The organism is Marinobacter sp. 3-2, from assembly GCF_003751355.1.
Lineage (GTDB): Bacteria > Pseudomonadota > Gammaproteobacteria > Pseudomonadales > Oleiphilaceae > Marinobacter > Marinobacter adhaerens.
In genome coordinates, this window is the sequence record NZ_RJUQ01000011.1 from 1,099,328 (window position 1) to 1,117,514 (window position 18,187).

The 18,187-nt window shown below is 54.8% G+C and carries 20 protein-coding genes and 1 pseudogene; 10 read left to right on the forward strand and 11 right to left on the reverse strand.

Annotated elements, in window-relative coordinates:
- The first annotated feature begins 152 nt into the window (after positions 1-152).
- Positions 153-416 (forward strand): S24 family peptidase, encoded by a 264-nt coding sequence (locus EDB94_RS06995; protein ID WP_260312535.1) that lies wholly within the window; start codon positions 153-155, stop codon positions 414-416.
- Here the strand turns inward: EDB94_RS06995 and EDB94_RS07000 are convergent, their stop codons facing one another.
- The gene (locus EDB94_RS07000) at positions 417-926 is read right to left on the reverse strand and encodes a hypothetical protein (protein WP_108017875.1); all 510 of its coding nucleotides are present in this window, start codon (positions 924-926) and stop codon (positions 417-419) included.
- On the reverse strand, positions 923-2,011 hold the full coding sequence (locus tag EDB94_RS07005) for a DUF262 domain-containing protein (protein WP_108017876.1): 1,089 nt from the start codon (positions 2,009-2,011) through the stop codon (positions 923-925). The genes EDB94_RS07000 and EDB94_RS07005 overlap by 4 nt, the downstream gene beginning before the upstream one ends.
- 402 nt (positions 2,012-2,413) lie before the next feature.
- On the opposite strand from EDB94_RS07005, the gene EDB94_RS07010 reads away from it, so the two are divergent.
- Together EDB94_RS07010 and EDB94_RS07015 are read left to right on the forward strand one after the other, a co-directional pair.
- The gene (locus EDB94_RS07010) at positions 2,414-2,737 is read left to right on the forward strand and encodes a type II toxin-antitoxin system Phd/YefM family antitoxin (protein WP_260312526.1); all 324 of its coding nucleotides are present in this window, start codon (positions 2,414-2,416) and stop codon (positions 2,735-2,737) included.
- Positions 2,682-2,949: pseudogene (locus tag EDB94_RS07015) on the forward strand (type II toxin-antitoxin system RelE/ParE family toxin). The gene EDB94_RS07010 and the pseudogene EDB94_RS07015 overlap by 56 nt, the downstream one beginning before the upstream one ends.
- Positions 2,950-3,290: 341 nt before the next feature.
- On the opposite strand, the gene EDB94_RS07020 reads toward EDB94_RS07015, so the two are convergent.
- Positions 3,291-3,731: a universal stress protein gene (locus EDB94_RS07020; protein WP_108017877.1), complete on the reverse strand. Its 441-nt coding sequence runs from the start codon at positions 3,729-3,731 to the stop codon at positions 3,291-3,293.
- A 189-nt stretch (positions 3,732-3,920) separates the two neighbouring features.
- Between EDB94_RS07020 and EDB94_RS07025 the strand changes: the two genes are divergently transcribed.
- Positions 3,921-4,883 (forward strand): calcium/sodium antiporter, encoded by a 963-nt coding sequence (locus EDB94_RS07025; protein WP_108017878.1) that lies wholly within the window; start codon positions 3,921-3,923, stop codon positions 4,881-4,883.
- A 3-nt stretch (positions 4,884-4,886) separates the two neighbouring features.
- A complete protein-coding gene (gene rhtB, locus EDB94_RS07030; RefSeq protein WP_108017879.1) occupies positions 4,887-5,507 on the forward strand; it encodes a homoserine/homoserine lactone efflux protein in 621 nt (206 codons plus the stop codon).
- Positions 5,508-5,519: 12 nt separating this feature from the next.
- Here rhtB and EDB94_RS07035 read toward each other — a convergent pair whose 3' ends face one another.
- The 8 genes from EDB94_RS07035 to dctP all read right to left on the reverse strand — a co-directional run bounded on the left by EDB94_RS07035 (position 5,520) and on the right by dctP (position 13,691).
- Positions 5,520-5,960: a DUF4124 domain-containing protein gene (locus EDB94_RS07035; RefSeq protein ID WP_008169290.1), complete on the reverse strand. Its 441-nt coding sequence runs from the start codon at positions 5,958-5,960 to the stop codon at positions 5,520-5,522.
- Positions 5,961-6,079: 119 nt separating this feature from the next.
- Positions 6,080-7,288, reverse strand: a complete 1,209-nt coding sequence (gene glcF / locus EDB94_RS07040; protein ID WP_108017880.1) for a glycolate oxidase subunit GlcF — start codon at positions 7,286-7,288, stop codon at positions 6,080-6,082.
- A gap of 2 nt (positions 7,289-7,290) precedes the next feature.
- The gene (glcE, locus tag EDB94_RS07045; RefSeq protein ID WP_108017881.1) at positions 7,291-8,358 is read right to left on the reverse strand and encodes a glycolate oxidase subunit GlcE; all 1,068 of its coding nucleotides are present in this window, start codon (positions 8,356-8,358) and stop codon (positions 7,291-7,293) included.
- On the reverse strand, positions 8,351-9,823 hold the full coding sequence (locus EDB94_RS07050) for an FAD-linked oxidase C-terminal domain-containing protein (protein WP_108017882.1): 1,473 nt from the start codon (positions 9,821-9,823) through the stop codon (positions 8,351-8,353). The genes glcE and EDB94_RS07050 overlap by 8 nt, the downstream gene beginning before the upstream one ends.
- A 39-nt stretch (positions 9,824-9,862) precedes the next feature.
- The gene (locus EDB94_RS07055; RefSeq protein WP_108017883.1) at positions 9,863-10,288 is read right to left on the reverse strand and encodes a heme-binding protein; all 426 of its coding nucleotides are present in this window, start codon (positions 10,286-10,288) and stop codon (positions 9,863-9,865) included.
- 22 nt (positions 10,289-10,310) lie between these two features.
- Positions 10,311-11,843, reverse strand: coding sequence for a TRAP transporter large permease subunit (locus tag EDB94_RS07060; protein WP_108017884.1), 1,533 nt, complete (start codon positions 11,841-11,843; stop codon positions 10,311-10,313).
- A complete protein-coding gene (locus EDB94_RS07065; protein WP_014578259.1) occupies positions 11,840-12,544 on the reverse strand; it encodes a TRAP transporter small permease subunit in 705 nt (234 codons plus the stop codon). Before EDB94_RS07065 ends, EDB94_RS07060 begins: the two co-directional genes overlap by 4 nt.
- 100 nt (positions 12,545-12,644) lie before the next feature.
- Positions 12,645-13,691, reverse strand: a complete 1,047-nt coding sequence (gene dctP / locus EDB94_RS07070) for a TRAP transporter substrate-binding protein DctP (protein ID WP_041645585.1) — start codon at positions 13,689-13,691, stop codon at positions 12,645-12,647.
- Between the two features lie 343 nt (positions 13,692-14,034).
- Between dctP and EDB94_RS07075 the strand changes: the two genes are divergently transcribed.
- From EDB94_RS07075 to EDB94_RS07095, 5 genes are all read left to right on the forward strand, one after another.
- Positions 14,035-14,793 carry an FCD domain-containing protein gene (locus EDB94_RS07075; protein ID WP_108017885.1) on the forward strand — a complete coding sequence of 253 codons (759 nt, stop codon included), beginning with the start codon at positions 14,035-14,037 and terminating at the stop codon, positions 14,791-14,793.
- Positions 14,794-14,948: 155 nt separating this feature from the next.
- Positions 14,949-15,719 (forward strand): ABC transporter ATP-binding protein, encoded by a 771-nt coding sequence (locus tag EDB94_RS07080; protein WP_014578261.1) that lies wholly within the window; start codon positions 14,949-14,951, stop codon positions 15,717-15,719.
- Positions 15,720-15,819: 100 nt separating this feature from the next.
- On the forward strand, positions 15,820-16,572 hold the full coding sequence (locus tag EDB94_RS07085; protein ID WP_014578262.1) for a transporter substrate-binding domain-containing protein: 753 nt from the start codon (positions 15,820-15,822) through the stop codon (positions 16,570-16,572).
- Positions 16,573-16,623: 51 nt separating this feature from the next.
- The gene (locus EDB94_RS07090; RefSeq protein WP_041645587.1) at positions 16,624-17,328 is read left to right on the forward strand and encodes an ABC transporter permease; all 705 of its coding nucleotides are present in this window, start codon (positions 16,624-16,626) and stop codon (positions 17,326-17,328) included.
- 3 nt (positions 17,329-17,331) lie between these two features.
- The gene (locus EDB94_RS07095; RefSeq protein WP_008169264.1) at positions 17,332-18,054 is read left to right on the forward strand and encodes an ABC transporter permease; all 723 of its coding nucleotides are present in this window, start codon (positions 17,332-17,334) and stop codon (positions 18,052-18,054) included.
- The last annotated feature ends 133 nt before the right edge of the window (positions 18,055-18,187 follow it).

Consider the following 18,187-nt stretch of genomic DNA (forward strand, 5'->3'; position numbering starts at 1 on the left):
TAAAACGGTTGCGTGCATAAATGGACAGGAGATTGCCAAAGGCCAGGGAGACGTTCTTTTCGTTGCCGCAAACGGGTTCCTTTTTTGCGCGTCTGTACAGCAGATCGAGAGCTGAGTAGCCGAATCCGATGTCGTCTCTAAGCTTGGTCCAGATGGGGTGTTCCCATTCCCGTTTTGACCTCGTAGCGCTTGCTCTGCAGGGTGTACTTCCACAGGCCTGTGAGGTGCGGGACGGCCGTTTCTACGTAATACGGAACCGAGCCTATGTACTAGTAAAGCGGATTCAGACGCTCTGGAATGACGGAGTGCAGTTGTTGAGTGACAACAAGGAATATCCACCGCAAGAGATCTCTAGCTCTGACCTAGAGACACTTGAGGTAATTGGAAAAGTCGTCTGGGCAGGCAAGGACCTTTAGCTATATTTTTACGTTTGCAGAAAAAGAATACATCTTTCTTAAAATTGGGAATACTCTATCGACATAAGTAAGCGTAACACTTGGAGCAGGATAGGAGAGCGGCCCATTAGTCCACGTATGAGCAGCCTTATCCCGCTCCTTCTTTAGAGAAGCAAGCGTATCTTCCAGGGTTGTAAGGTCACCATTGGAAGCAAGCTTTCTCTCCAAGCATTCAGTAACGAATAAGCCTACACACTTCTGAAACATGGGACGAAAATTCTGCTTATAGGCAAATCCGTGATTCTGTTCGACCGCTCCTCTTTTCATATCCTCGAAGGTAGTTGTTTTCAGTTTTCCCTTCAGTGGGCGAACAGCAATCAAATCCATAGATTCTTCGATCCAACCGCAGCACTCCAAAACTGCGAGCTTGGAATAAAGAATAGGACCGTCCGGATCAGCGCTCGCCATGGACTGGTTATATTTTGACTCCAGTCCACAAATGATGCGAGTGATATTCTTTTTGTAGATCATTCAGAAAAAATCTCAACCGCCCTACCGATGCGTGCCTGAACTTTTTCTTTGGCGGATAGCCCCTCCTTCAAATTCTCAACGGAAAACAAATCATCAGACCTCAAATCTGCCATCCGTGCCTGAAGCGAAGCTCTGTCAAGATCAACGAGAGAATCAATATTTATAAGAATACCTACGAATATAGATTCTGTTGTAGCCTTGCTTAGCTTCGGAAGGGGTCGACCGTCCATGATCTTGTTGTAGACCAAATCGACAGATTTATTTAGCGCCGACTCAAGATAAGAAAGCTCATCTTCTGAGATGTTCTTTTTAGAGTCCATAAAATCGTTAAGAAACTTTGCCAAGCGTCCCCGGTATTCCTCATATTTTTCTGAAAAGGCCACGATCCTTAAAACCAGCTCTTCGTAAGAAAAGCGATAGCTTTCACCATCTTCTAGGGAAAACAGAGACCGGAAGCTTGATTGATTTACAACCCTCTTAAGCATTTCATTGAAACGACCGTGGAAGATGCAGTTTCTGATTTCTTGATTACTTAACTTATTACCGCCTGTATTGAGTCTATGAAATATAGTAAACAAGTAATGCATGTGTGACTTTTTACTATAATCACACCTTAAAACAGTTACCGGGATGGTAAGATTTTCAACTCGACTATACACATCGTAGTAATGCTTTCTTATATAGCCGGGTGTTCTTCCAGAAATCCTAGAATCTATATCTTCCAGGTTAGAGAGACGCCAGTCATCGTCGGTCATGAAATTTATGATACTGGATATTCTTTGTAGCCCGTCAATCATCAACCGCTCACCGGTCTTGTAATCAAGGCTCAAACACATACTCGGTATCGGCAATTGTTTAACCAACGAATCGATAAAGCGAGTTTGAGCAGGTCTCTTCCATACGACATCTCTCTGGAAGTCAGGCTGTATGATTAACTGACTTTTCTCATACATCCTCAATAAGTCAGCGCAGGACCTCAACTCATTGAAAGCAACAATGTCTGATGGAGGAGTTTCACTAAAGTCCTCTTCACTCTCTTGCAGATTTTCTGCCTCTAAAAGGTCATCAGGATAATCGTTGCTCATTTTTACAGACACCTGTATCGATGTGAATTACCGAGACTTTAGCAGAACAAAGGCCGATGTACGAAGTAGATGTCGTGAAAAGAGGTTAAACTGCCTAATATCCTACAAGAGGAGCCTATGCGTTCTCAGATGCCCCCCCATCACCGCAACCCTGGTCAATATTCAAACTAACCACCGGTGCTTATTAACCGTGAGCATCGCACTTCGGCCTGGCTGGCGGAGACACAAGAATGCAAGACCAATCAAGAAGAGACAAAGCAAAATCCTTGAGGGCCGCTAAAATGCGAACCAACCTAAACGACCTTTTTTTAGACCTTTTTTTAGGTTAAACTTTTTAGGAAATTAAGAAGAAAAAGCTCTGAGAACCGCACCAACAAACGGCATTTGCACAGAGCTAACGGTATGACATCAACGCAACGACTTGGACGAAAAGACATGAAAAGCCTTTTTGCGAGGCTTGCAGCCACTATTTCAGAGCTGAAAGCCAATCCGAACGAAGTGCTCAACCAGGCCAACGGCGAACCCGTCGTAATTTTGAGCCATAACAAGCCCAGAGCTTATATGGTGCCAGTTGAGACCTTCGAAGCAATGCAAGAGCAGCTAGAGGATTACCGGCTTCTACAGGAGGCACGGAAACGCATGGACGACGAATCAGTACCGGTGAGCATCGATGAGCTACGAGCTGCAATTCAAGAAAAAAGCGCTCAAGGAGTGGAACAAGCTTAACCCTACGGTTCAGGCGGAGTTCCTGAATATCCTGGAGCGACGCCTGGAGAATCCCAGGATTCCAAAAACACCAGCTAAAGGGATCTTCGGACTTCTACAAGATCAAACTCAGATCGCAAGGCTTTCGCCTGGTGTATCAGGTAGACGATGGAAAAGTGGTTGTCACAGTCGTAACTGTCGGCCGCCGGGACACAGTCTATAAGGGCTTTTAGTTGTCCGGAGAGTAGGCCTGGGATCAATACGCTCTTCCATCAGCCGTCGTTCACACATGGCCCTTTTTAGTTCCGAATAATTGGTGGGGCTCGGATCTTCTTTGTAGCGCTCCTGGGCCAGTCTCGCCAGGTCGCACTTATCAAGCCACTTCTCAATCAACTCTGCAGTCTTCATAGCCACCTCGTTTCGTTGAATTTACCCGATCAGCATAAAGTCTCTGGCACAGAGCTATCTCGGTTGTTTTTCGCATGAATTGTGGCGAAACATGGAGGGCATTGAGGTTCAGAAATGAAAAAGCCCGCTTCATGCGGGCTTTGAAGAGTCTATCGAGCTTTGCCGGTTACTCACTAACTACCGTCACTGGACGATGGGCATGCCTGACGACCTTCTCGCTCACACTGCCAAGAGTGAGGCTTCTCAACGTCGAGTCTCCGCGGCGCCCCAAAAACATGTGGGAACCGGGATTTTCATCGAGATACTCGACGATTTCCTTGGCGGGGTCCCCTTTAAGCAGAACTTCTTCCGCCGGCTCAACAATCCCGCTTACCGCCTGCTTCGCGGCATCAAATGCCTTGCGTCCGTATTCGCTGGCTTGTTCGTCAATGTCACTCTGCGGTATGCCACTTACGATCAGTCTCTCGAGCTTGGTGCCAGGGAAGACGGCACGCAGTTTGAGTGGCTGGTTCGTCGCTTTGGCAAACTCCGCTGCCATTTTGGCGGCGTGCGATGAATGCTCCGAACCGTCACACGCGACTACGATGCTTTGATTTCCATTTGCCATGTCATCAACTCCTTTCCTGATCAATGTTTAACCAACCTAACATTGCTGCGGCCATACGAGGGTTGATTGAAATCAATTACAGCGGTATCGGTTTTATGATCGAAGCGCATTTATACCTATTGCCGGAACCTGTGGCACCATTGATTCTTGCGCTGCCGAGACGGCAATTGACGACAAGGAGTGATTGAAATGCTGATGGCCATTGGGGCGATCATCGCGGGTCTGATTTTGTTGGTGTGGAGTGCGGACAAATTTGTGGAAGGCTCGGCCACCACCGCCAGCCATTTCGGAATGCCCCCGCTGCTTATTGGTATGGTTGTGGTGGGTTTTGGCACGTCTGCGCCAGAGATGGCGGTGTCTGCACTGGCGGCCTCGCAAGGTAATCCCGGTCTGGCTCTGGGCAACGCCTATGGCTCGAATATCACCAACATTGCGTTGATTCTGGGCATCACGGCGCTGCTGGCACCCATCGCCGTTCACTCCCAGGTCATGCGAAAGGAGCTGCCCATTCTCATTCTGGTCACCGCCTTTGCCGGCTGGCAACTGTGGGACGGGGATCTGAGCCGGATGGATGCCATCGGTCTGATGCTGGCTTTCGTTGTACTGATTGGCTGGAGCATCTACCAGGGCCTTCGGCAACCAGACGATGCTCTCGCTACAGAGATGACCGAAGAAGTGAACGCAATGCCGGTGCGCAAAGCCATTTTATGGCTGTTGGTCGGACTGCTGCTGTTGATTATCAGCTCCCGCATACTGGTGTGGGGTGCGGTTGATCTGGCGACCACCTTTGGCATCAGCGATCTGGTTATCGGCCTGACCATCGTGGCCGTTGGTACATCACTTCCGGAACTTGCCTCATCCATCATTGCCGCCCGCAAAGGAGAGCATGATCTGGCCCTGGGCAACATTCTGGGTTCCAACCTGTTTAACACCCTTGCCGTCGTGGGGATTGCAGGACTGATTGCCCCCATGCCGGTGGCGCCAGAAGTGCTCACCCGTGACTTCCCGGTAATGGCTGCCCTCACCCTGGTTCTGTTTGCCATGTGCTATGGCTTCCGCGGGCCCGGACGTATCAACCGGTTTGAAGGGAGCGCCCTGCTACTTGCCTTCGTGGCTTATACCGTGTATCTGTTGGCTTTTTCGGGAGCGTAAATCATGTCACTTGCAGCCTGGCTGACCTTCCTTGTTGCAGCCGTTCTGATCAGTGTGTCCCCGGGTGCGGGGGCGATCAATACCATGAGTAATGGTATGCGTTACGGCGTTCGCCGATCGCTGCCGGCAATCATGGGGCTGCAGCTTGGTTTTGGCATCCAGATTCTGCTGGTGGGTGCCGGCCTCGGCGCCATCATCGCGTCCTCCAACATCGCCCTGTCGGTTATCAAATGGCTGGGTGTTGCCTACCTGATCTGGCTGGGCATTTCCAAATGGCGAGAGCCTGTGATGGAATCCATGGACGATGACCGTCAGCCCGTTAGCGGGTACAAGCGGTTCTGGAATGCCGTGTTCGTGAACCTCACCAACCCCAAGGCCACGGTCTTTCTGGTGGCCCTGTTTCCACAGTTTCTGGTAGCAGGCGCACCCCATGGCCCGCAGTTGCTCACCATGGGCATCACACTGATTCTGGTGGACTGCCTGGTAATGCTCGGCTACGCCCTGCTGGCAAGCCAGCTGTTCCGGTTTATGACCACAGCCCGGCGCCAGCAGCAAATGAACCGGGTGTTTGGCGGGCTGTTCGTCACGGCGGCTGTGGCCCTGGCCAGCTTCAAACGCGCCTGATATCAGCCTGAATCAGCGCAGGATGCACTCGCGGCTCAGCTTTTGGCTGAGCGTCCTGCGCTGCTGCCGGAGACTGTTCCCCCGGTCGTTGCTATAGCCCGCCCGCAGTTTGGACTGGATCCGCTCCAGTTTGCTTCTATAGGTTGCGCAGGTCTTCTCCAGCTCGGCATCGGCCTTTTCTTTTGCCGTTGCTCCGGAGCCCGTCGGGCGACCGGACGCAAGCAGGCCTTCAACCTCTTTGCGGATTCCTGACACGCGTTTGCCTTGCCCGAGATTCTCGGACATCGGCACCGTGACAGGCGCCTGCACGTCAAGCTGCTTATGGGGAATTTCTCCCGGCGGGTAATCGGAAAAGTGCGCTACGCCCCGGCTGTCTATCCAGGTGTAGACCTCGGCACTGACTGCTGAAGTGAGAAATAAAGACAAAACGAGCCCAGCCATCATCCTTGGCATACGGTTCCACTCCCTGTGGTTTGGTAATTTGGTGGGGCAGTATAGCGAAAAAAGCCACTAACTTGGGGGCAGACAGGCTCGGGGCCAGATGAACACCTCATCCGGCCCCGATTTCGGTTCTACTGGTCGAGAAGCTCGATCCAGTGCTGCACCGGCACCGGCGACTTGGTTTCCAGGTGCATCTGGCAACCGATATTGGCGGTCACGATGCGGCCCGGATTGTCGACGGTCAAAGCCTTCAGTTTGTTACCAAGCAGCTTCTGGCTCATCTCCGGCTGGGTCACCGAATAGGTGCCAGCAGACCCACAGCAAAGGTGCTTATCCTTGGTCGCAGCCAGGTTAACACCCGCCCGTGTCAGCACCTGCTCCACCACACCGTTCTGCTTCATTGCGTGCTGCAGGGTGCAGGGACAATGGAATGCCACCTTGCCCGGGTCCTGCCGGACCTTGAGCTTTTCCAGATCCTGTTTCAGCAAAAAGGCGCCGAGATCGGTGCACAGCTCGCTCACCTTCTGGGCCTTGGCGGCATAGACCGGATCCTCCTTCAACAGATGACCGTAATCCTGAACCATCGCCCCGCAACCGGAAGCCGTCATGATGATTGCTTCAGCACCCGCCTCGATGGCGGGCCACCAGGCATCAATGTTCTGGCGCATTCTTTCCAGGCCTTTCTCGTGCTCGGAAAGGTGATAATTCACGGCACCACAGCAGCCAGCCTCGGGTGCTTCCACCATGGTAATGCCGAGCCGGTCCAGAACCCGGGCGGCGGCTGCATTGGTATTCGGAGTGGCCGAAGGCTGCACGCAACCGGCCAGTGCCAGCACAATACGGCTGTGGCTGGCTGCAGGCCACGGGCTGGCCTGCTTTCTGGGCGGCACCTTGGTGCGCAGTTTTTCCGGTAATACCGGGCGGAAAACCTGCCCCAGGCGAAGCAGAACACCGAACAACTGACGATTGGGAATGACCCGCGCCAGGGCCCAGCGCAGCCACTTGTCTTTCGGCTCCCTGGGCATCTCCTTTTCCATCAGGCCACGGCTGATGTCCACCAGGCGGCCGTACTGGACGCCGGACGGACAGGTGGTCTCACAGCTGCGGCAAGTCAGGCAGCGGTCCAGGTGCTCGCGGGTTTTCTCGGTAACTTCCGCCCCTTCCAGGAACATCTTCATCAGGTAGATCCGGCCACGAGGACCGTCACGCTCGTCGTTCAGCTCCTGATAGGTCGGGCAGGTAGCGGTGCAAAAGCCACAATGCACACAGGCCCGCAGGATCGACTCGGCTTCCTGGCCTTCCTTGGTGTTAGCAAATTGTTGAACCAGATTCGTCTGCATAATTACAACCAGCTGTATAAACGTCCGGGATTGAAGATATTGTCCGGATCAAAGGCATTCTTGATGCGGCGCTGGATGCCCTTCAGGGCCTCCGGCTGGTGGTGCATCACCTCACCGGTGCGATCGCCACCACGGAACAGGCTGACCTGGCCACCGGCAGCACGGGCCGCAGGCTCCAGATCTTTCAGCTCACCGGCGCCACGGAACCAGCGCTGGGAACCAGCCCAGTCGATAAACCAGTTACCTTCCAGTTTCGGTATGGCAGCTGTCGAACCAACGGAGAAGCGCCACAAAGGCACGTCGTTACCGGCAAAAAATTCGTGGTGCATATCCTGCACCTGTCGCCAGAAGTGGTCGCCCTCTTCCATCACTTCGCCGGACCACTTTTCAGCGGTGGCTTCCACACCGGATTTCGCACCGGCCAGACGCAGGTAAACCTTGCCGTCAACCCAGCAGGCGGCAGTGATGGGCTTGGGCTCGGCTGCCCGGCTATTCATATAGTGAACCACCTCGTCCATGCCCATCTCCTGAACCAGCGTCAGGGAAGCGGCCGGTTTCGGCATCACTTTCATGCTGATTTCAGTGATTACGCCCAGGGTTCCCAGGGCACCGGCCTGAAGACGTGATACGTCATAGCCGGCCACGTTTTTCATGACCTGACCACCAAAGCGAAGATGTTCGCCCTTGCCATTGAGCAGCCGGATACCCAGCACCTGGTCACGCACCGAGCCGGCCCAGGGGCGTCCCGGACCGGAAAGATTACAGGCCAGGGTGCCGCCGATGGTAGAGGCAGCACCAAAATGGGGTGGTTCAAAATGCAGGCACTGGCCTTCTTCAGCCAGAGTCGCCTCGATTTCGCTCAACGGCGTGCCGGCACGGACGGTCAAAACCAGCTCCACCGGATGATAGTCAACGATACCGGTATGCTCGCCCACGTTGAGGGTTCCGGCATCGGTGTCGGCTTCCCGGCCCATGAAGGCCTTGGTACCACCGCCGACAATATTGAGCTTATGCCCGCTGTCCCGGGCCTGGAGCACCTGCTCCTTCAGTTGTTGGGAAATATCAGCCATGGGCGGCTTCCGTATGTTCATGCGTGTGTTGTTTGTGCTCAAGGGAGCGATATTCCTGACAGAACCGCAGGGCTGGTACGCCCTTGCCCGGATTCAGGATACCGGCGGGATCAAACGCGGCCTTTACGTCGTGGAACTGCTGGAGCTCCTCATCGTTGAACTGCACCGCCATCTGGCGAATCTTTTCAACGCCAACGCCGTGTTCACCGGTAATGCAGCCACCTACCTCCACACACATTTCCAGGATGCGTGAACCGAAGGCCTCCGTGCGCTCGAATTCGCCGGGCACATTCGCATCAAACAGGATCAGCGGGTGCAGGTTGCCATCGCCGGCATGGAACACGTTGGCGACGCGCAGACCAAACTCCTCGGACATCTTCTCCATTTCCGTCAGAACATAGGCGATCTCACGACGGGGAATGGTACCGTCCATGCAGTAGTAGTCCGGTGAAATCCGGCCCACGGCCGGGAACGCAGACTTACGGCCTTTCCACAGCAGGGCTCGCTCTTCCTCGCTCTGAGAGGTCCGAACCGAAGTGGCACCCAGCTTGCGAAAGACTTCTTCGGCTTCGGCAATATGCTCGTGAACTTCCTCCTCGGTGCCGTCCACTTCACAGAGCAACAACGCCTTGGCGTCCCGCGGGTAGCCGGCCTGGGCGAAGTCATCCGCTGCGATGATGGCGTGGCCATCCATCATTTCAAGGCCACCAGGGATAATGCCGTGGGAGATAATCCCGCCCACTGCATCACCGCCTTTCTGAACGTCATCAAACCCGGCCATGACAACCTGGGCTACTTCGGGTTTCGGCAACAGCTTCACTTTGACTTCCGTCACCACACCCAGCAGCCCCTCAGAGCCGGTCATCAGCGCAAGCAGGTCCATCCCACAGCCGTCCAGACCATCACTGCCCACGGTCACGACATCACCCTCGGCGGTGACCATTTCCACGCTCAGGATGTTGTGAACGGTCAGACCGTACTTGAGGCAATGCACGCCGCCCGAGTTCTCGGCCACGTTACCGCCAATGGTGCAGGCGATCTGCGAGGAAGGATCTGGCCCGTAATACAGACCGTACTGGGCCGCTTCTTCGCTGATGGCGAGGTTACGCACCCCAGGCTGCAGTCTTGCCGTTCGGGCCAGCGGATCAATCTCCACGATGCGATTGAACTTGGCCAGCGACAGCACCACGCCCTCCTTGTTGGGCATGGCACCGGCACTGAGTCCCGTTCCAGCTCCACGGGCCACCACAGGTACCGCGTTCTCGTTACAGATGCGCATCACCCGCTGCACCTGTTCAACGGTTTCCGGCAGCACCACCAGCAACGGCATTTCGCAATACATCGACATGCCGTCGCATTCGTAGGGCTTCATGGTTTCGTCATCGGTGATGACGTAGTCCGGGTCGATAAACGCCCGGAACTGCTCCGCCAGCTCGGCTTTGCTGACTTTCGGCTTGGTAGTCATAGCACTCTCTGGGTTCGAATTACGTCAGTGTGACAGTCATCAACCGCGTTTTGTTTCAAAGTGGTCAAGACCGGCCTGGGCACAGTCCATATCCTGCTGGGGGGTACCGGAACTGATTCCGATACCACCCACCACTTCGCCGTCGACGATCACTGGCAGACCACCGCCAACAGAGCTGATGCGCCCGCCAACTTCGGTGTGGATACCGAAAGCGAGACTGCCGGGCACGTTCACCTTGTTGTAGTCATGGGTGGCTTTCTTGGCCGCAGCCGCCGTGAAGGCCTTGTCCTGGGCAATGGTCACGCTGGTGATCTTGCCGCCATCCATGCGCTCGAAGGCCACCAGATTGCCGGACTCGTCCACCACAGCGATGCACATAGGCACACCGATTTCGCGGGCCTTTTCCGCGGCACCCTCAATGAGGATGAGCGCCTCGGCAAGGTCCAGTCGTTTGATCGTCAACATAAAGCTTTACTCCTTGATTTGATTAACCGTAAACCAGCCCTGGCAACCAGGTTACGATGCCGGGGATCAGGACACACATGAACAGTCCGAACGCCTGAATCGCCAGGAACACCAGGGAAGACTTGAAGATGGTACCCATGGAGATTTCCGGAGGACAAACGCCGCGGATGTAGAACAGTGCGTAACCAAATGGCGGACTCAGGAATGACATCTGCATGTTCACCAGATAAAGCACACCGAACCAGAGCACCACATCGTCACCTGCAACCGGCGGGAAGCCGAACAGGCCAGGAAACTCCAGCGCTTTCACGATCGGAATGAAGATGGGCACTGCCAGCAGCAGGATACCAACCCAGTCAAGGAACATACCCAGTACAACCAGCAGGACCATCAGCAGGAACAGGATGCCGTAAGCCGACATGCCAGTACCCAGAATGGCATCCGTTACGAATTGCTGACCGCCCTGCAGGATGTAGAAGCCGACGAATACCGATGCACCGAACATGATCCACAGAACCATGGCAGACGCCTTGGCCGTGGTCACGGAGGCTTCGCGAAGGCCGGCGATCGAGAACTTCTTGTGCATCATCGCAACGATAATGGCACCGAAAGAGCCGATACCCGCGGCTTCAACCGGTGTGGCAATACCACCGAAAAGCAGGCCAAGAACCAGACCCACCAGCGCAAGGGGTGCAATCAGGTTGCCCAGAAGCCTGAGCTTTTCTTTCAGACTGATCCGGTCTTCCACCGGAATCGGCGGACCGAGTTTCGGATTCAGCCAGCTGCGTACCAGAACATAGGTCAGGTAAAGGCCGGAGAGCATCAGACCGGGCAACAGAGAGCCCAGATAGAGCTCGCCCACGGACTGCTGCGCCACAACGGCATACAGGATAGCCAGAATCGAAGGCGGAATGAGGATCCCCAGGGTTCCACCCGCCATGATGGAGCCGATGGCAATCTTGTGATCGTAATGCCGCTTCAACATGGCCGGCAGTGCGATGATGCCCATGGTAACAACGGCGGCGCCGATTACACCGACCATTGCGGCAAGGATCGTAGAGGCGACAATGGTCGCAGCTGCAAGACCGCCACTGATCCCACCCATCCACTTGTAAACCACGCTGAACATCTCTTCGATCAGGCCGGCACGCTCAAGCATCGACGCCATGAAGATGAACAGAGGTATGGCAGCAATGTCCGGGTTCGCCATCAGCGGGAAGATCCGGCCAGGGACAATGTTCAACATCATGGCGTCGCCCACCAGGTAGATGAACATGACACCAAGACCACCGGTCACGAATGCCAGCGGAAGCCCCATCATCAAGGCCACGGCCAACGAGCCGAACATCAGGTAGGTCAGCGGCCCGATTTCGACACCGGACAGGCTACCTGACAGTTTGAAAAGGAATTTCTCATCACTCCATGGGTCGTAAAAGAGAATGTTGATCAGTTCAACACAGATGACAAACGCCAGACCCACGGTGGCGATGATCATTAACCATGTACCCAGTTTCCCGGCCATGCCGCTGCTGGGCGCTGCAGTTGTTGTACTCATGATGTGCGCTCCTGACCGAGACGGATGAACAGTACGATGTCTTTAAGCAGCTTCGAGAAGCCGGCGAGCAGCAACAGGATTGCGCCCACAAACATCACGCCTTTCACGGGGTAATACTGGATACCCCAGGTCTCGACAGTGGTCTCTTGCATCATTATGGAGTCCTGGAAGAAGGTCCAGGATGTGGTAGCCAGAACGGCTGCAAATATGAAGAAGAACATGGAGGTAAAAATATCCATGCCCACACGCCCGCGAACCGGCAGGAAGTTGTAGACGACATCTACCCGAACGTGCGCTCCGTGCAACAGCGCAAAGGCACCGGCAAGGATGTACTGCATGCCGAATATCAGGAAGCTGGCCTCATGCACCCAGATCGTTGGCATGTTGAAGATGTATCGCATCACCACTTCAAAGAAATAGAAAAGCACGGCGTTGATTGTCCAGAACGCCACGAAAAGGCCTGACTTTTCGCACATCCAGTCAACGATTTTCGTAAACCAGTTACCCTCGTACTCAAAGTGAGCAAGAGGATCGTCTTCTTCAGACTGCAGCTCGGAAACTGTTTTCTCTGGCTCGGCGTCATCTCCGCCGTGCTTACTGCTCCACTTATCCCAAGCCATCATGAGCAATGGCATTACCGCAAGCCAGCCCCAGTAGAACCAGTGCGGCAAAACAAAGCCAAAGGAACTCAGATCAGACATGTTGTTACCACCCAGATCAAAGAGCGAGGAAGGGAGGGCTAATCCTTAGTCGGCTAACCCTGCCTTCCTCGTGTGTCGTTTTTTATTTGAGCTTTGGAACTTAGAAGCCCTTGATGTCTTCTTCGGTTATGTAGCCAACCGTGTCGTTCATCATGTACTTCAGCTGGATATCCAGGATGGCGCGCGCGTCATCATTCTTGTTGGCCCAGTTGAACCAGATGGGGATCGCAGCTTTACGCCAGGTTTCCAGATCTTCCTGGCTCAGGCGGGTAACCGTGTCGCCATCCGCCTTGAACTTCTCCATCGCCTCGATGTTGCGCGCCTGGATGGCCAGGTAGTGCTTCTGGGAGTAGATCCGAACCTCGTCCTCAACCAGCTGCTGAAGCTCAGGCGAGATAGAGTTCCAGGCACGCAGACTGACGGTCAGATCCATCAGGTCCACCGGCTGGTAGATAGACATCACGCCGGGAGGTCCAAAGATGATGTAGTCAGTAACCTGGGAGAAGCCCAGCTCGTAGTTGACCGCAGGACCTACAAAGTCCGCCGCGTCAATGGTGCCTTTCTCGAGAGCCGGGAAAATATCCGAGCCCGGCAGACTGACCGTGGACACGCCAAACTGCTGGAAAACCTCGGCAACCATGCCTCCGGGTACACGGATCTTCATACCTTTCAGGTCGTCAAGACTGTTTACCGGCTGCTTGGAATGGATGATGTTGGCGTCGTGCTGGATCGGGCCAACGTAGAACAGGCCGAACTTCTTATAGATTTCGCGGGTCTTCTCGAGCATACCCATGGAGTAGAACATGGTGTCCCACTGATGGGGCTGATCCGGACCCGCTGGGTAAGAAGACAGGAACACAGAGGCAGGGATCTTGCCCGCCCAGTACAGGGTGAACGGGTTCATACCCTGCAGCACGCCGTTACGAACAGCGTCAAACAGCGCGTTGTTGTCGGCAGCAACCGCCTTGGCCGGGAAGCACTGGAACTTGAGCTCTCCGCCGGACTTGGCCTCAATACTCTTACACCACTCCTCGAAGAGCGTGTAGCCCACCGTACCCGCGTCCCAGGTCGACTGGATTTTCCACGTGGTAGCAGCTTGGGCCTGACCTGCGCCCATGAGCATTGCGCCTGCCAAAGTGGCGCCCATGGCGATTGTCTTGAGGAAACTTCTGCGAGGTGGGGTCTCGCCAGTGTCACAGCTATTTCGGATGTTATTCTTCGAATTCATCGAAACGTCTCCGTTGGCTTTGTTTTTATCAGCGTCTATGGCAACGCCGGCGCAGGCCGACATTAGAATGATATTCGTAGCCAATCCGGGTTTAGTCCAGTTCGGTGAGCACTGGTCTGACCAGTTTTTGAAGTATTAAAAATGGACGAAATACTCTGAATCGGCCATATTTAACGGGCTCGGACGCACATCAGCTGAGAACGGAAACACCTACAATCAGAAGCATTCACTGGTCAGACCAGAGAGCATAAACAGGCCCCAAATGGCAATCTCCCAGGAAATCTCATATCGGCTGGAACGCCTTATTCTCGACGGCGGGCTGGCTCCGGAGCAGAAGATACCGTCCGAACGCCAACTGGCGACCCGGCTGGGTGTTTCCCGCGCGGTGATCCGGGAAGCTCTGCATGAGCTTCAGGGCCGCGGCGTTATTGAGACCCGCCACGGCAAGGGGTCGTTTGTGGCCAGCATGGTGCCCGGCGCGAGCGAGCTGGGAGAACAGAGTCCGCTGATGCATCTTTTCGAGGGACATCCCCGCACACTTTTCGACCTTCTGGAAGTACGCGAACAACTGGAAGGCCAGGCCGCCTATCTCGCTGCCCTGCGGGCGACCCGGCTCGACCGGCATCGCATCACGAAGGCGTTCCGGGCGCTTGAGGATACCGACCCGCTTCGTAACGCCCGGCTCGACCATGGTTTCCATCTTGCGATTGTCGAGGCATCCCATAATCCGGTACTGGTACATGTGCTCAACAGTCTGAAAAACATGATGTTGTTGACCGTTCAGGCCTCGGTTGCCAACCTGAATCCAAGAGAAGAAATGCGCAAGAAAATCGTCCGCCAGCACCGGCAGCTGTATGAGGCCGTGATTGCCGGCAAGCCGGCGAATGCCCAGAAAGTAGCGATGGCCCATGTGCGTTTTGTAAGCGATGCCATGAGAGACATGGAGAAGGATGGCGGCACACTCATCCGGCTACCAGTCAATCAGGAAGCGGCCAATGAATATTCCCGGGCACGCACCTGAGCATGGCAAAAAGCTTGCATTGAACAATCATTCGACCACAATGTCATGCAGCGAACGGCGGTGAAATTCGGTAAAACGCTCCCTTAAAGGGATTGATTTCCGCATCCACAGTCCGTAAAACATGCGCCTTTGAATTACAGCCCCAGGAGTCACCCATGGCGGACCAATCGCCTTTGATCTGCAGGGACATTTATAAGACCTTTGACCAGCTTGAGGTGCTCAAAGGTATTTCACTGGAGACCCGCAAAGGCGACGTGGTTTCCCTCATCGGCAGCTCCGGCTCCGGCAAGAGTACTTTCCTGCGTTGCATCAACCTGCTGGAAACACCCACCTCCGGCGACATTATCGTGCACGGCGACCCAATAAGGTTCACAACCAACCGCAAGGGCGAACGTATTCCGGCCGACAACAAACAGGTTGAACTGATTCGCGCGAAACTTTCCATGGTCTTCCAGAGCTTCAATCTCTGGTCTCACATGACCGTTCTGGAAAATATCATTGAAGCCCCGGTTCACGTGCTGAAGGTACCAAAGAAGGAAGCCATCGAGCGCGCCGAAGCCTACCTGAACAAGGTGGGTATCTACGAGCGCAAGGACTACTACCCGGCCCAGATGTCCGGCGGCCAGCAGCAACGGGCGGCCATTGCGCGGGCACTGGCCATGGAACCGGAGGTCATGCTGTTTGACGAACCCACTTCGGCACTGGATCCGGAGCTGGTAGGCGAAGTGTTGAAGGTCATGCAAGGCCTGGCTGAGGAAGGCCGCACCATGATCGTGGTTACCCACGAGATGGCATTTGCAAGGGACGTGTCGAGTCAGGTCCTGTTTTTGCATCAGGGCGTGATCGAGGAACAGGGTACCCCCGAGAAAGTGTTTGATCATCCGGATTCGGAACGCATGAAGCAGTTCCTGACTCCCAACTTCTGACACTCGGTGCTATCTTGAACCGGTGAAGAAATAAAATGTTGGAACCAAAAACTTCCATCAAAAATAAAGCCCAAAAGGCAAACCACTGGAGAAGTGACACATGAAAAAAATGATTTTTGCAGCAAGCTGCGCCCTCGCCCTGATTGCTGGTGGCGCACAGGCCCAGGAGCGGGATCTCCGCATCGCGTTCGACGTGCCTTACGAGCCGTTTGAGTACAAGGACGAGAATGGCGAACTGACCGGTTTCGAAGTGGAACTGGCCGAAGCCATGTGTGAAGAAATGAACGCCAACTGCGAATTCGTGATCCAGGCGTGGGACGGAATGATTCCGGGCCTGCTGGCGCGTAAATTCGATCTGATCATGTCTTCCATGTCCATCACGCCGGAGCGCGCAGAGCGGGTTCTGTTCTCCGAGCCGTACTACAACACCCCGGGTGGCTGGTTCGGTCCTGAGAGCTTCAACACCGACGTCACTGACATGAGTGCGATGGAAGGCAAGACCGTTGGCGTTCAGCGCGGCACCACCATGGACACCTACGTGACTGAAAACATGGGTGGCATTGTCACCATCAAACGCTACACCACTGCAGACGACATGGTTCTGGACCTTGAAGGCCAGCGCCTCGATGTCGTGTTCGTAGACTATCCGGTGGGCGAGCAGACTGTTCTCACCAAGGAAGGCTTCAAGGAAGTGGGTGAAGCGGTCAAGCTTGGCGAAGGCGTGGGTGTTGCCATGCGTCAGCGCGACACCGACCTTGCAGAAGAAGTGAATGCGGCCCTTCGCACCCTGAAGGAAGATGGTACCTACGACACCATCATGCAGAAGTACTTCGCTTACGACATCAAGATGTAAATCTGCCGAGGGGTGGCCCGTCAGGGCCGCCCCTGCTTACCGGACATTCCCATGCTTGATCTGAAAGGCTATGGCCCGGCCCTGATGGATGGGGCAATAGTCACCATTGAACTGGCCTTCCTGTCTCTTGCCCTCTCGGTTGCCCTGGGACTGATTGGCGCGTCTGCCAAACTGTCGCAAAGCCGGGTTGCCAAAGGTATCGCGACTACCTACACCACGTTGATTCGTGGCGTGCCAGACCTGGTCATGATGCTGCTGTTTTACTATGGCGGCCAGGTGGCAGTGAACATGCTCTCGGATTACATCTGGGAAGCTTACGAAATCGACTTTTTCTTTCAGTTCGACCCGTTCATCTCCGGCGTTGTAACGATCGGGCTGATTTTCGGCGCCTATATGACCGAAACCTTCCGCGGCGCTTTCCTGGCGGTTGAAACCGGCCAGATCGAGGCTGCCCGAGCCTACGGCTTTACCCGTTTTCATACCTTCCGCAGAATCATGCTGCCACAAATGATGCGCCATGCCCTGCCCGGTCTGGGCAACAACTGGCAGGTTCTGCTGAAGACCACCGCCCTGGTTTCCATTATCGGCCTGACCGACATGGTTCGTGTGGCGGAGGAAGCTGCCAAGGCGGAGCGCATGCCGTTCCACTTTTTCATTCCGGTAGCGTTTGTTTACCTGGCCCTCACGGCAGGGTCTGAATTGTTTATCAAGTGGCTCGATAAACGGGCCAATGTCGGCGTGGTTCAGGGGAGTTAACGTATGCCTGATTTCATTGCCGAGTGGCTGAACCAGAACGAAATCTTTACCGCCATGACCATCATGGAATACTGGGATGGCATGGTGACCACCGTACATCTGGTGTTTCTGTCCCTGGTTATCGGTTTGCTGGTGGCGGTTCCGCTGGCCATCCTCCGGACGGTTCGCAACCCCTTCGTCTCCGGCCCGGTGTGGCTTTACACCTATCTGTTCCGCGGCACACCATTGCTGATCCAGCTTTATATCATCTATTACGGGCTGGCCCAGATTGAGGGCATCCAGGAAACCTTCTGGTGGGAGATTTTCCGGGAGCCTTTCTACCCGGCCCTGCTGGCTTTCACACTGAATACGGCGGCCTATACCACGGAGATTATCCGCGGTGCGATCATATCTACGCCCAACGGTGAAATTGAAGCAGCCAAAGCCTATGGCATGAACTGGTTTATGCGGATGCGGCGGATTGTGCTGCCAAGTGCAGCGCGGCGGGCGGTGCAGGCCTACTCCAACGAGGTGATCTTCATGCTGCACGCCAGTGCGATTGCGAGTGTGGTCACTATCGTGGATCTGACGGGGGCGGCCCGTAATATTTACTCCCGGTTTTATGCGCCGTTCGATGCGTTTATCTTTGTGGCACTTTGCTATATGGCGCTCACGTTTATACTGGTTTTTGCCTTCCGCAAACTCGAAACTCATCTTCTGAAGCACCAGCGGCCGGTGAACGGCTGAGCCCCCAGGCTTCCAGTTTGGTGCCGGGCCGGTTGGCGGGTGTCTTCCCGGGAGACACTACGAGCACATCCATGTGCGCTTGACTGAGGCCATCCATGGCCTCAGACACTCCCGGGAAGACACCCGCCAACCG